10 protein-coding genes and 1 pseudogene are annotated in these 12,706 nt (G+C 61.8%); 7 read left to right on the top strand and 4 right to left on the bottom strand.

Annotated features, from left to right (window positions below):
- Window positions 1–44: 44 nt before the first annotated feature.
- A complete protein-coding gene (locus HAP47_RS33030; RefSeq protein WP_173640984.1) occupies window positions 45–212 on the bottom strand; it encodes a hypothetical protein in 168 nt (55 codons plus the stop codon).
- Here HAP47_RS33030 and HAP47_RS33025 point away from each other — a divergent pair.
- From HAP47_RS33025 to HAP47_RS32990, 7 genes and pseudogenes are all read left to right on the top strand, one after another.
- Window positions 211–603 (top strand): hypothetical protein, encoded by a 393-nt coding sequence (locus HAP47_RS33025; protein WP_173640985.1) that lies wholly within the window; start codon window positions 211–213, stop codon window positions 601–603. The genes HAP47_RS33030 and HAP47_RS33025 overlap by 2 nt on opposite strands.
- Window positions 604–637: 34 nt before the next feature.
- Complete coding sequence (locus HAP47_RS33020; protein ID WP_173640986.1) at window positions 638–847, top strand: hypothetical protein; 210 nt, start codon at window positions 638–640, stop codon at window positions 845–847.
- Window positions 848–1,731: 884 nt separating this feature from the next.
- Window positions 1,732–3,014 (top strand): annotated as a pseudogene (locus HAP47_RS33010) (MFS transporter); the annotation flags it as partial.
- Window positions 3,014–4,540, top strand: coding sequence for an FGGY family carbohydrate kinase (locus HAP47_RS33005; protein WP_173640987.1), 1,527 nt, complete (start codon window positions 3,014–3,016; stop codon window positions 4,538–4,540). The pseudogene HAP47_RS33010 and the gene HAP47_RS33005, both read left to right, overlap by 1 nt.
- 14 nt (window positions 4,541–4,554) lie before the next feature.
- A complete protein-coding gene (locus HAP47_RS33000) occupies window positions 4,555–6,228 on the top strand; it encodes a glycerol-3-phosphate dehydrogenase/oxidase (protein ID WP_173640988.1) in 1,674 nt (557 codons plus the stop codon).
- 2 nt (window positions 6,229–6,230) lie between these two features.
- A complete protein-coding gene (locus HAP47_RS32995; protein WP_173640989.1) occupies window positions 6,231–7,772 on the top strand; it encodes an FAD-binding oxidoreductase in 1,542 nt (513 codons plus the stop codon).
- Window positions 7,773–7,787: 15 nt separating this feature from the next.
- Window positions 7,788–8,372 (top strand): glycerol-3-phosphate responsive antiterminator, encoded by a 585-nt coding sequence (locus tag HAP47_RS32990; protein WP_173640990.1) that lies wholly within the window; start codon window positions 7,788–7,790, stop codon window positions 8,370–8,372.
- A gap of 172 nt (window positions 8,373–8,544) precedes the next feature.
- Here the strand turns inward: HAP47_RS32990 and HAP47_RS32985 are convergent, their stop codons facing one another.
- The 3 genes from HAP47_RS32985 to HAP47_RS32975 all read right to left on the bottom strand — a co-directional run bounded on the left by HAP47_RS32985 (window position 8,545) and on the right by HAP47_RS32975 (window position 12,706).
- Window positions 8,545–9,720: an ABC transporter substrate-binding protein gene (locus tag HAP47_RS32985; protein ID WP_173642999.1), complete on the bottom strand. Its 1,176-nt coding sequence runs from the start codon at window positions 9,718–9,720 to the stop codon at window positions 8,545–8,547.
- 175 nt (window positions 9,721–9,895) lie between these two features.
- Window positions 9,896–10,666: an enoyl-CoA hydratase/isomerase family protein gene (locus HAP47_RS32980; RefSeq protein ID WP_231168534.1), complete on the bottom strand. Its 771-nt coding sequence runs from the start codon at window positions 10,664–10,666 to the stop codon at window positions 9,896–9,898.
- A gap of 39 nt (window positions 10,667–10,705) precedes the next feature.
- Window positions 10,706–12,706 carry an acetyl/propionyl/methylcrotonyl-CoA carboxylase subunit alpha gene (locus HAP47_RS32975; protein WP_173640991.1) on the bottom strand — a complete coding sequence of 667 codons (2,001 nt, stop codon included), beginning with the start codon at window positions 12,704–12,706 and terminating at the stop codon, window positions 10,706–10,708.

Below are 12,706 nucleotides of genomic sequence, written 5' to 3'. Positions count from 1 at the left end.
CCTGACGATAACGATTTCCGACGGCAGAATCCGAAGCTTCGGCCTCATGAGGCCGCCGCCTTCTCTCTCGCCTTCTTGATATGGAAGTCGGCCAGCTTGGCTTTTTCCTCCGCCAATAGCTTGTGGAGCTTGGCGATCTTCCTAGCGTCGGTCGCCGTCGCCAGTAGCTCTTTGTAGTGGGCTATGTTCGCCGGAAAAATGAAATTCAGCATGGCTCGACTTCCTTTGGTTGAGCCAAGTTTCGTTATGATGCTGCGCCTCGGAAACGCAATTAGCGAGTCAAATGTCGGCTACTGGACAAATGCAAACGAAGGACGAACTTTTGGCTTCGCCGTGAAAGTGAGCGGTCCCAGCTGGGCTTGGGGGCTGAAAACCGGGACCGCTCGGGCACGCCCCAGCGCGGAAGGCACCCAGCCATTCCAATGGTTCCGGTTCCTCGAAGGTTCCAAGCGCCCATTGCTCTCCGCCAACAAACTTTTTCTGGCGATGATCAATTTTATACAGACGGCCCCGATCTATGCTGCACATAGTCGCCGATTGCCGGTCACGACGCATATTAGCAATCAGCCCGACGCGGTCCGTCGGGCTTTTGCAGATGAGTGAGTCGACTTGTGTGGGACAACATGGAGTAGACGCAATGAGAGCTTTCTCAATTGTCGGACTGCTGTTTGCAGCAGTGGTGTTGGCGACGATTCCGGTCTCGCCGCAGGTGACATCGCGCGGCGTGGAGTTAAGCATTGATCAAGCGCAGGCCTACACGTACCGGCGTGCCCGCGTGACTGCGCGTCGTGTCGACCGTCGCGCATACCGCCATACGCGTCGCGCCGTGCGGCGTGGTGTCTATTAACGGAGCGCGATGGGTGCGGCTCGATCACTCGCCCGCGCCGACGAGGTGATTGAGTAAATCACTGCAGTTCGTGCATGTCGTTTGCTGCAGCGCATGAGTCCGAGTCTGGCCCATAGGTGAAGATTGGTATGACCACTGGAATGTCGGGTCTTCGAGGTGAACCGGAAGTCCCCGGTTCGGTACCCACAATATAATGACGCGGAACGAGCGTTGTTCGGGAGTCTTGATACCGCATGGATCGCCTTGCCGCCCAAGGCATCCTGCTTAGACGGCCTCAGTGTCCCCCACATTGGGGCCGTCTTGCTGAAAGAAATTCTCAATAGTGGTCAGTATTGACGGGGCTCTGATTGCTGCGTCGCCGGGCTAGGCTGGCTCATCGCCGTCCCAGATAGGCAATGACTGAAAGTCAAATTTTATCCGGGCGCGCAATCGAGCTTTCATATGCTCTCGATCAAGAGGGCTGTATCCCTCGAAGTGTTGGTCAGTGAGCGTGCGGTTGAACTCTATTTGAGTATGGCTGCAGTCATTATTCAACGGCACCGGCTCGAGATTAAACGTTCACCCAAATTCGCATCGATGCATTGACAGCGTCAGAAGCGCGCTCTACGTTATCCGCACAGAAGCAAGATTTAAGACTGTCTGTAAGATGGTCATCTTGCACGTCTATACTTTGCTTTGGCCTCCTTACAGATCGATTTTCTGGGGAGGAAAGCAAAGTGAAATCAACGACAATGAAGCTGCGTGGCGTCGACGACATCCTGTCGTTCGTCGATTCGCGGACTGGTATCAACGGCCGCGCCGGCGTCATCTGGTGGCTGGCCCTCGGCGGCCTTTTTCTTGACGCCTTCGCCAACTCCGCGTTGAGCGCGGGTCTTGGCCCGATGACGCGCAATCTCCAGCTCACCGCTGCACAGGTTGCGTTGCTGACGTCCTTTGCGTCCTGGGTGGCCATTGCGTTCAATCCGATCGGCGGCTGGATGGCCGACCGCTGGGGCCGCGTGGTGCCGCTTGTCACGGCGAAGGTGCTGGCGATCATCGGCGCCTTGCTGGTCATCTTCGCATCGAATTTCGAGACCATCATCGTCGGCCGTTTCTTCGTCGGGCTGCCTATGGCATCGATTTCGCGATCGCCATGGCCGTGCTCGCGGAATTCACGCCGGCGCGCTTCAGGAGCCGGCTTAATACCTGGCAGGGCATGTGGTACACCGCCGTGTGCACCAACCTGCTGCTCGCGCTGCTGTTCTTTTCGTGGGACGTGGGTGACACGATCTGGCGTTACTCGGTCGGCGCGACTGCGATCTTCGCAGTTGCGACCTTGATGCTGCAGTACTCGTTCCTGGTTGAGAGCCCGGTCTGGCTCGCGCGCAAGGAGCGTCTGGACGAAGCGGCGGTGGCCATGACCCGCATCTACAATCAGACCTTCGTGGCTGCGCCGGTCGCCGAGCGCATTCCGGTGCTGAACCAGGCGCGTCGCGGTTTCGCGAATGTCGCCTTGATCTTCCGCGGCGTCTATTTGCCGCGCACGATCCTTGCCGCTACGGTGCAAGTTGGACAGTCTATCCAGTACTTCGCCGTCGGCTGGTATCTGCCGCTGATCAGCGCTGCGCTATTCGGCAAAGACTTCGTCTATGCGACGCTCGGGGCGCTGATGTTCAACGTGTTCGGCATTTTCGGCGGCTTCCTCTCGCCGACGATCGGGCGAGTGTTCGGGCTGCGTATCGCATCGGCCGTGGGATTCGCCGCAGTATTCGTGATGCTGCTGATCCTCGGCCTGTTCAGCGACAAGATGCCGATCTGGCTGGCGGCGATCGTGCCGTCGCTGTTCATCCTGTTCCACTCCGGTGGTCCGGGCGCGAACGGCAAGAGCCTGTCGTCGCTCTCGTTCCGCAGCGAGCTGCGCGCGGGTGCGAATGGTGTGATCGGCGCGGTGGGATCGATCGGTGCTGCGCTGGGCCTGCTGGTCTTCCCGCTGTTCCGTGAATGGTATGGCCTCAACCATACCTTCCTGATCCTGTCGGCCGTTCCGCTGATCGCAAGCATCATCTGCTTCTCGATCAAGTGGGATCCGACGCGGACCGCCATCAATCCGGACAACGAGGCAGGCGCGCCGCAATTCGCGGACGACACGGCTCCTGTCAGCGCTGTGCTGCAGCCGTCAAAGTCCTGATGAGCGGTCATCTCACCGACGTGATCCTGGCGATCGACGAGGGAACGTCCGGCACCCGTGCCGCGACGGTCTCAGCCGATGGCGACGTGTCCTGCCTCGAATATCTGCCGCTCGAGGTCGATACGCCGCGCCCGGGCGTCGTCGAGCAGGATGCGAACGCGATCCTCGAGAAGACTGTGGCGGCCTGTCGCGCGACCATCGCACAGGCCGGGCAGGCTGGATTGCGGATCGTGGCATTGGCGATCGCCACCCAGCGCGCCACCAGCGTGCTGTGGGACAAGAATACCGGGCGGGCACTCGTGCCCGCCATGGTCTGGCAGGACACGCGCTATGTCGGCGAGCTGAACAAGCTCGCGCCGACATGGGATGCGGTCCTCGCAAAACAGGTCGGACGGGCGGGCGGGGTTCGCTCACCCTATCTGTGGGCGGCGCGGCACATCTGCGATACGGCGGATGTCGCGAAAGCGTTTGCCGAAAAGCGACTATGCTTCGGCACGGTCGATACCTGGCTGTTGTGGCATCTGTCGCGCGATCGCATCTATGTGACGACGCCCACCAATGCGACGTCGGCCGGTGCTTATGTGCTTGCCGAGCATCGTTACCAACGCGATTGGCTGGACGCACTTGCGTTCCCCCGGGAACTGCTGCCCGAGCTGCAATCGGATGCGGACGATCTCGGTCGCACCGATCCCGCGCTGCTCGGGATCGACGTTCCGATTCTGGCAAGCATGGGCGACCAGCATGCCGGCGCGATCGGTTTAGGCTGTCTCGATCGCGGACAGGCCATGTGCATCCATGGCACGGGCAGTTTCGTGGATCTGATCATCGGACCGGAGCAGCCGGCGAAGGCCGGCTTGTTTGCCGGCACCACGACCATGGTCGCGCGCCGCAGGAACGGTCTGTCGCAATTCGCCGTCGAGACATTCGCGGCGACGACTGGATCCGCGCTGGACTGGGTTTGCGAGAAATTGCGCTGGTTCGAGAACGCGACGGAGATCAGCCGGTTCGCCGCTGAAGTCCAGTCGTCGCATGGCGTGACGTTCATTCCGGCGCTCACCGGCCTGCGAACGCCCGGCATGCAGCCGAACGCGCGCGCATCGCTGACCGGGATTTCCATGGCGTCGACGCGACCGGAAGTCGCTTATGCCATCCTCGAAGGGATCGCGCATTCGGTGGCGAGTTGCCTCGAATCCGACCGCGACCTGTCGGGAGTCGATGTCGCAGAGCTGATCGTCGGTGGCGGCTTGTCGGCCAGCGATCCATTGTTGCAGATGCAGGCTGACCTGATCGGCGTACCGATCCGGCGCAAGCCCAATACGGCGCGCGCGACATTGCGGGGAGTGGCCTATCTCGCGGGCTCGTCCGGACTGTTCTGGGATGACATCCCGCGCAGCACGGCGTTCGCCCCGGAGGAAAAGGTGTTCGAACCAGGAATGGCGAACGACATCCGGGCCGAACGTCGCGCGCTGTGGCACGCGCGTATCAAATCCGAACTCGAACACGCCGACGCGTTCGGGACGAAGTAAACGGACACCAGGCCATGAATTTTCTTCCTTCGCTGAAACCCAATCACGAGCGCGCCGAGATGACCGGCGTGACACCTTTCGCATTCGTGCGCAGCGAACATCTGGCGCGGCTGGAGAGCGACCGATTCGATATCCTTATCATCGGGGGCGGCGTGACCGGGACCTATGCCGCGCTGGACGCGAGCCTGCGCGGATTCCGCGTGGCGCTTGTCGAGAAGGACGATTTCGCGTCGGGGACATCGTCCAAATCGTCCAAGATGGTTCATGGCGGCCTGCGCTATATCGAGCAGGGCAATCTCGGCCTGGTGCGTCATTCCCTGCTGGAGCGCCAGCGGCTTAGGCGCAATGCACGGCATCTCGTGCAGCGATTGCCGTTTCTGTTCCCGATCCTCGAAAAGGACGGCGTCTTCGACAAGCGGTTTGCCGGGGCGTTCGAAAGCCTGCTGTGGACCTATGATCTTGCCGGCGGCTGGCGCGAGGGAATCCTGCATCAGCGCCTCGGCAAGGCGGAAGTGCTGTCGCATTGTCCGACCTTCAGGGACGAGAATTTGATCGGCGGGTTGATGTATTTCGATGCGCGCGTCGACGATGCGCGCCTGACGCTCAATCTGGCGCGGACAGCGGCCTATCACGGCGCGGCGATCGCCAATCATACGAAGGGTGTCGAGATCACCCGCAACAATCACGGCAAGGTCACTGGCGCCGTGGTGCAGGCTGACGGGGGTGAAATCACCATTCGTGCCACGGCCGTTGTCATGGCGACCGGCGTCTGGCTGCGCGACTGGAGCGGCATCAAGAAGGGCGAAGAACGCACGCTGGAGATACGGCCGGCAAAGGGCGTTCATGTTGCCATCCCCTGGTTGAAGATTCGCAACGACTGTACCGTGACGATCCCCGTGCCCGGCCGCAGCCGGCGCGCCACGATCACGCGCTGGGGTAATGTTGCCTATCTCGGCACGACCGACGAAGACTATCAGGGCAATCTCGACGAGGTGCATTGCACGCGCGAGGAGCTTGATTTCCTGCTCGAAGGCGCCCGGTCGGCACTCAAGACGGATCTGGTGCCAGAAGATGCGGTTGGCAGTATCGCAGGATGCCGGCCGCTGGTGGCGCCGCCCGGCGGCAAGACGCTGGAGATCAAGCGTAATCACAAGATCCAGATCGCGGCCGACGGACTCATCACCATCGTTGGCGGCAAGCTGACGACCTCGCGGCACATGGCCGAGCAGACCATCGATGCCGCCCAGCAGGTGATCGAGAAGCGCGGCAAATGCCAGACCAAGAAGGCCTATCTGCTCGGCGCCGCCGGATACGACGCGCAAGCCATCACCGCCACGGGCGGCATGCAGGCGCATCTCGGCGAGCGCTATGGCACCGAGGCACGCTTCGTCGGCGATCTCCTTCAGGCCGATCCGGCCTCTGCGGTACCGATCGTCGAAGGCCTGCCGCATAGCGAGGCGGAGGTGATCTATGCCGTGCGCCATGAAATGGCCGGCACCGTCGATGACGTGCTGTCGCGCCGCATGCGTGCCCGCATGAACGCGCGCGATGCATCCGTACGCGCGGCCGCGCGGGTCGGCCAGATACTGCAGTCCGAGCTGGGGCTGTCCGAACAGATTGTTGCGCAACAGGTTGCCGACTACACGGCCGCCGTTGCACGCGAGAAATCCATTCTTCTGGGAGAGTAGAAATGCTGAGCAAAGATGCCATCCGCCGCGGCTACAATCGTGGCAAATACGTCGTCGGCGCGCATACGCCGCCGGCCTATGTGGCGCGCGTGAAGGAGGCATCGTCGACGCCCGGCCTGCAGCGCGATCCGGTCGTCGTCGGTTCCGATATCGTTGCGGCGCTGCGCAAGGTGACGGATCACGTCATTACCGAGACACCCGATGTGGTGGCCTGGACCCGCGACTGGTGGGCGGGGTCGATGATGACGGAAACTGCCGGAAAGCCGGCGACGCCGAATGCGGTCGTTGTTCGCGTCTCGTCCGTGGAGCAGGTGCAGGGCGGGATGCGGATTGCGAACGACGGCGCGATCCCCGTGACGGTTTCGGCCGGGCGCAGCAATGTCACCGGCGCCGCATTGCCGGTCCGCGGCGGCATCGTGCTGGATCTCTGCGACCTCAACAAGCTCATCGGTTTTGATGAGCAGAGCCAGATCGTGGAGGTCGAGGCCGGCATGTTCGGCGATATCTTCGAGGACACGATCCAGCGCGACTACAAGATGACTATGGGCCATTGGCCGTCGTCCTTCGGGATCAGCACGGTGGGCGGCTGGGTTGCCTGCCGCGGAGCAGGACAGCTCTCCACGCGCTACGGCAAGATCGAGGACATGGTGTTCGGCATGGATGTCGTGCTCGCGGATGGCAGGCTGATCACGGTCGGCGGCTATTCGCGTGCGGCCGTCGGGCCGGACCTGCTGCAATTGTTCATCGGGTCGGAAGGCACGCTCGGCGTCGTCGTAAAGATCCGCTTCAAGCTGCACAGGCTGCCGGATTACGGGCGTGCCATTGCCTATGGCTTCAAGACCTTCGCGATCGGTCTCGAAGCGTGCCGGCAGATCATGCAGCGCGGTGCCAGTCCGGCCGCGCTCCGGCTCTATGACGAGCTGGAGAGCGGCGTTCAGTTCGGCATGCCGAAGAGCAATGTGTTGCTGATCGCCGACGAAGGCGCGCGCGAGATGGTCGATGCCGTGATGGCAATCAGCGAGACCGCCTGCGCGGAGCTCGGCGAAAAGCTCGACAGCGAGGCGATCCTCGAGCGCTGGCTCGACACCCGTTACCTCACCGGCAAGAGCGCCGAAGGGTTCACCCCGAGCCCGGGCTTTGTCGCGGACACGCTGGAAATGATCGGACCGTGGCGCGACTTGCCGGCGATCTATGACGAAGTCGTCAAGGCCATCAACGCCGTTCCGGGCACGCTGGCCGGTTCGGCGCATCAATCGCATGCCTATGTCGATGGCGCCTGTCTCTATTTCTCGCTGCGCGGCGAAGTCGAAGTCGAGAACCGTCAGACGTGGTATCGCCAGGCATGGGATGCGGCGAATGCCGTCATCATCAAGTATGATGCGACGTTAAGTCACCATCACGGCGTCGGCCTGCTTCGCGCGCCCTATATGGCGGGCTCGCTGGGCTCGGCTTTCCCGGTGCTCGAAACGGTCAAGGCGGCTCTCGATCCGAAGAATATTCTAAATCCCGGGAAACTCGGATTGAGTGACAAAGTCGGCGCGTAACTTTACATTGAGGCCATGGACAAATCCTTGGCCTTGCGCCTGACAAGGCATCCCGTGATTGCGACGCTCTATGGCGCCGAGCTCGTCGAGGAATTCCTCGGCGGCGAGGCGGAGATCGCGATCGTTGCCAATTTCGAGTTGCGAAAGCTCGGGGCGGTCATCAAGGCACTTTTAGATGCCGACAAGTATCCTGTCGTGAATATCGACAGTTCCGATGGTCTGTCCCAGGACAAGGGCGGCGTCGACTATCTCGTCGAGATCGGCGCCAAGGGCGTCGTCTCGACGCGGGTGGCAACCATTCAGCGCGCGAAGAAGTCAGGACTGGTTGCCATTCAGAAAGTGTTTGTGACGGATCGCTCGACCTTTCCGAGGAGCGTGGCCGCCCTTGGACAGAGTGAACCCAATCTCGTGCAACTGATGCCGGCGCCCATGTTGTCCTACGTGCCTGTTCAACATCGCAAAGCCATGCCGCCGATCATCGCGTCGGGCTTCATCTGCGATCGCGGCCACGTGCTGGATGCCATCAAGAACGGTGCTGTCGCGGTATCGACCAGCGACGAGAAACTCTGGCGGCTGAGCGGAAAAGTACTCCGAGGCTAACAAATTCGTCCCGCGATGATGACGCGGTTGCCGCGCTCGTGGAAAGCTTCGGCAAGCGCACGGCCAATACCGCTGTTGCAGCGAGCATGTCGAACGCGCCGGAATCTACCGGCGCGTCGCACTCGTCAACGTCACGCAGGCGATCAATTCTCTCGCCAGGCGTGAATCACCCCTACTTTTTGAGAAGTGCACACTTCGACTCGCTGACGGGCCGGTAGGCGTTCTCGCCCTTGATCGTCTTCACGATCTCAAGGTAGTCCCACGGCTCCTTCGATTCGGACGGTTTCTTGACGCGGGCGAGGTACATGTCGCGAATGACCCGGCCGTCCTCGCGCAGCCTGCCGCCGTGCACAAAGGCGTCCTCGACCGGCAGTTCGCGCATCTTGGCCATCACGGCGGCCGGATCGTCAGTACCGGCGGCCCGGATTGCTTTGAGATAATGTAGCACCGATCCGTATACGCCGGTGTGGATCATGGTCGGCATTACCTTGGTCCTGGCGAAGAAATTCTTTGACCAAGCGCGGGTCGCTTCATCCATGTTCCAGTAGGAAGCCGTGGTCATGTAGGTGCCTTGCGCAGCCTGCAAGCCGACGGCATGCACGTCGGTGTCAAACATCAGGAGGCCGACCAATTTCTGTCCAGCCTGGACCAGCCCGAATTCGCCGGATTGCTTGATGGCGTTGTCGGTGTCCTGGCCGGCGTTGGCGAATGCCACCACATCTGCCTTGGAGTTCTGCGCCTGCAGGACGAAGGAGGAAAAATCCGCCGTGTTGGTCGGATGCCGCACGCTGCCGAGAACCTTGCCGTCCAGCTCCTTGATGAAACGTGTTGCGTCCTTCTCCAGTTGTTGACCGAACGCGTAGTCCGCGGTGACAAAGAACCAGGACTTGCCGCCCTCGTTGAGGACGGCCGAGGCCGTCACCTTGGAAAGTGCATAGGTGTCGTAGGCGAAGTGAACGGTATTGGGGCTGCACAGTTCGTCCGTCAGGGAACTCGCGCCGGGCCCGGAGAGCAGGGCGATCTTGTTGCGCTCCCTGACCATGTTGTGAACGGCGATCGCGATGCCCGAATTCGGGATGTCGGCAACGGCATCGACTTTGCCGTTGTCGAACCAGTCCCGCACGATCTGCAGGCCGACATCAGTCTTCATCTGGTGATCGGCGGTGACGATCTCGATCGGCTTGCCCAGAACTGTCGGGCCGAATTCCTCGACCGCCATTTTCGCCGCCTCGACTGAACCGGGACCGCTATTGTCGCGCCCCCAGCTGGAAAGATCGGTCAGGACACCGATGCGGACGACGTCGTTCGATATCTGTGCGGAGGCCGTCGATGTCGCAGCCGCAAGCATGGCCAGCGCCAGGAAATGTTTCTTCACGTAGTCTCCCTCGTTTCTTATGGTCGGTGGTGGGTTCAGGTATGGCTAGAGCGTTTTCGAGCGAAGTGGACACCGGTTCGCGTGAAGAAAACGCGTCAGAGCAGGAGTCTAGAGCTTCGGTTCTGATTCAATCAGAACCGAGAATGCTCTAGTTGTCGCCGAATCGGGGCTTGCGCTTCTCGCTAAAGGCGTTGATGCCTTCGCGTGCGTCGGCATGCGTCAACAGGAACGGAAAGCCGTCGATCGCGTGGCGCATCTCATCGCCGCCGAGCCCGCGGTTGTAGAACGACTTTGCCATCTGCACGGCGAGGCGAGGTTGCGCTGCAACGCGTTCCGCGAACGCCAGCGCCTCGGGAAGAAGTCTGTCATCGGGGACAGCGCGAGACGCGATGCCGAGGCGACATGCCTCGTCGGCACTGACAGGCTCGCCGAGCATGCTCATTTCCTTGGCTTTCGCGCGGCCGACGATGTCACCCAGACGCACGATGGCGAAGCCCGGCAATATCCCAAGCTTGATTTCCGGTACGGCGAAACGGGCGCGTTCCGCAGCGATGATGAAGTCGCATGCGATCGCAAGCTCGAAACCGCCGCCGTAAGCGATGCCGTTGACCGCGGCTATCACCGGCTTGAGCGCCCGTTCCGGCGCGGCGAGAACATCCATGGCGTTGATAAAGAACGCGCGCGCCTTCTCCGGCTTGAAATCGAAATTGCCGATATCGGCGCCGGCACAGAATGCCTTGCCGCCGGCGCCCGTAATGACGGTTACGCGGACCCCATCGTCCTGATCGGCGCGCTTCAGGCCTTCGAGAATGCCTGCACGAATACCGGCGGTCAGGGCATTCAGCTTGTCCGGTTCGTCGAGCGTCAAGACCGCGATCTTGCCCCGCACCTCGTAGTTCACGCTTCCCAATCGCAACATGTTCATCCCTGAATTGTCATGAATGTTTTGAAGGCCGCGCTATTGCACGGCCTGATCCGGCTCGACGATGGCAACGATCGCGTTGCGTTCGACGGTTTCGCCGGGCTTGATGTGAACCGCGGTGACGACGCCGTCCACCTCGCTGGCAATACGCAGCTCCATCTTCATGGATTCCATGACGACGGCCGTATCTCCGGCTTTCACGCGCGTGCCAACTGCAACATTGACCTTCAACACCGCGCCCGTCATCGGGGCGCGCAGTTCGCCGCTGATCTCGGAACTCCTACTGATGTACCTGAGATAGGGAATGGCGATCATCGTGTGCGTGCGGCACGGATCGTGCACGAAGATGGAGTTATCCTGCTGGCGGATACGTACCGTCTCGCGCCGTGAGTCCACCACGGCGACAAATTCGTCATTGCCGATCGGCGCCAGCTTCACCGCAATCCGGTCGTCGTTTACGCCGATCAGCATCAAACCGCCGGGCTGCAGTGGAGCGAAACGGATTTCCGCGCTGATGCCCGCGCTCTCAAGGTGTAGCAGGGGGATCGGGGACATCCCGTCGCCCTCGGTCCCCATGTGCCAGCCGGTCAATGCGCTGGAGCGCCAGGGGCCGTCGGACGCGGTCTGGCGCTGGCGCATCATCCAGAAATAGGCTCCCAGAGCGAGCACGCTTGGGCCGATGGCATCGGCCCGGTCCACGAGCGTGGCGATCTCTTCGTCGATCAGGCGTGTATGGAACGTTGCGCTCCGGGTCGCAGGCAGGGCGATCAGGCGCCCGAGAAACTCCCGATTGGTCGTGACCCCGAAGATTGAGGTCTCATCGAGCGCGCGGCGAAGGCTGTCGAGCGCCTGATCGCGGGTTGCGGCGTGCGCAATGAGCTTGGCAAGCATCGAATCGTAGTAGGGTGTCACGGTCGACCCGCTCTCCACGCCGGTCTCGATGCGGATGTCGCCGCTCGGAAAGCGAGCGTAGGCGATATCGCCGGTGGAAGGCATGAAACCGTCGTTCGGATCTTCGGCGCAGATGCGGGCTTCGACGGCATGACCACGGCAGATGACGTCGTCCTGCGTCATCGGCAGGCCTTCGCCGGCTGCGACGCGGAGCATGGTCTCGACGATATCAATACCCGTCACCATTTCCGTCACGGGATGCTCGACCTGGAGCCGGGGATTTACCTCCAGAAAGTAGTAGTCGGTGCCGCTGACGATGAACTCGACCGTGCCGACACCGCGATATTTGAGGCGGCGGCCGAGCCGGACGGCGTCGCCAAGGATGCGCTCGCGAAGCCTAGGCGGCAAGTTGGCGGCGGGCGCTTCCTCGATCAGCTTCTGGTGACGGCGCTGAAGTGAGCATTCGCGCTCGAACATATGAACGACGTTGCCGTTGCCATCTCCGGCGATTTGCACTTCGAGGTGCCGGCCGCGCTGGATCAGCTTTTCCACAATGAGACCGGCATCGCCAAAGGCATTTCTGGCCTCGCGCATTGCGGACTCGATTTCGTCGGGCAGCCCATCGAGAGATGAGATGGCCCGCATGCCCTTGCCGCCGCCGCCGGCGGCAGCCTTCAGCATAACGGGCAGCTCGAGCTGGCGAATCGCGCGTTCGATCTCGGCCGGGTCCTGGCTCGGAACCTTGCTGCCGGGCACGGTCGGAACGTCCGCGGCGGCGGCCTCATGTTTCGCGGATGCCTTGTCGCCGAGCCGCTCGATGGTCTCTGGCGTCGGTCCGATGAACACCAGACCGGCCGCCTCGACCGCACGGGCGAAGGCCGCGTTCTCGGCCAGGAAACCGAAGCCTGGATGAATTGCTTCGGCGCCGGTGGCCTTTGCGGCGGCGATCACGGCATCGATCCGCAGGTAGCTCTCCGAGGCCGGTGCGCCGCCGATCTCGATGGATTCGCCGATGACCTTGACGTGCAAGGCGTCGGCATCCGCGGTGGAATGAACGCTGGCCACCGCAACGCCGAGACGTCGGCAGGTGCGGGCGATGCGGCAGGCGATTTCGCCTCGGTTGGCGATCAGGATCTTCTTGAACAC

The organism is Bradyrhizobium sp. 41S5 (assembly GCF_011516665.3).
Classification (GTDB): domain Bacteria; phylum Pseudomonadota; class Alphaproteobacteria; order Rhizobiales; family Xanthobacteraceae; genus Bradyrhizobium; species Bradyrhizobium quebecense.
Note: the sequence above shows the minus strand (reverse complement) of the source record. Positions and strands in the feature narration are given on the sequence as shown.

Coding starts and splice junctions, on each gene's coding strand:
- HAP47_RS33005 (WP_173640987.1), top strand. CDS start 3,014: ATGAGCGGTCATCTCACCGACGTGATCCTGGCGATCGACGAGGGAACG.
- HAP47_RS33030 (WP_173640984.1), bottom strand. CDS start 212: ATGCTGAATTTCATTTTTCCGGCGAACATAGCCCACTACAAAGAGCTA.
- HAP47_RS32995 (WP_173640989.1), top strand. CDS start 6,231: ATGCTGAGCAAAGATGCCATCCGCCGCGGCTACAATCGTGGCAAATAC.
- HAP47_RS33000 (WP_173640988.1), top strand. CDS start 4,555: ATGAATTTTCTTCCTTCGCTGAAACCCAATCACGAGCGCGCCGAGATG.
- HAP47_RS33020 (WP_173640986.1), top strand. CDS start 638: ATGAGAGCTTTCTCAATTGTCGGACTGCTGTTTGCAGCAGTGGTGTTG.
- HAP47_RS33025 (WP_173640985.1), top strand. CDS start 211: ATGGCTCGACTTCCTTTGGTTGAGCCAAGTTTCGTTATGATGCTGCGC.
- HAP47_RS32990 (WP_173640990.1), top strand. CDS start 7,788: ATGGACAAATCCTTGGCCTTGCGCCTGACAAGGCATCCCGTGATTGCG.
- HAP47_RS32980 (WP_231168534.1), bottom strand. CDS start 10,666: ATGTTGCGATTGGGAAGCGTGAACTACGAGGTGCGGGGCAAGATCGCG.
- HAP47_RS32985 (WP_173642999.1), bottom strand. CDS start 9,720: ATGCTTGCGGCTGCGACATCGACGGCCTCCGCACAGATATCGAACGAC.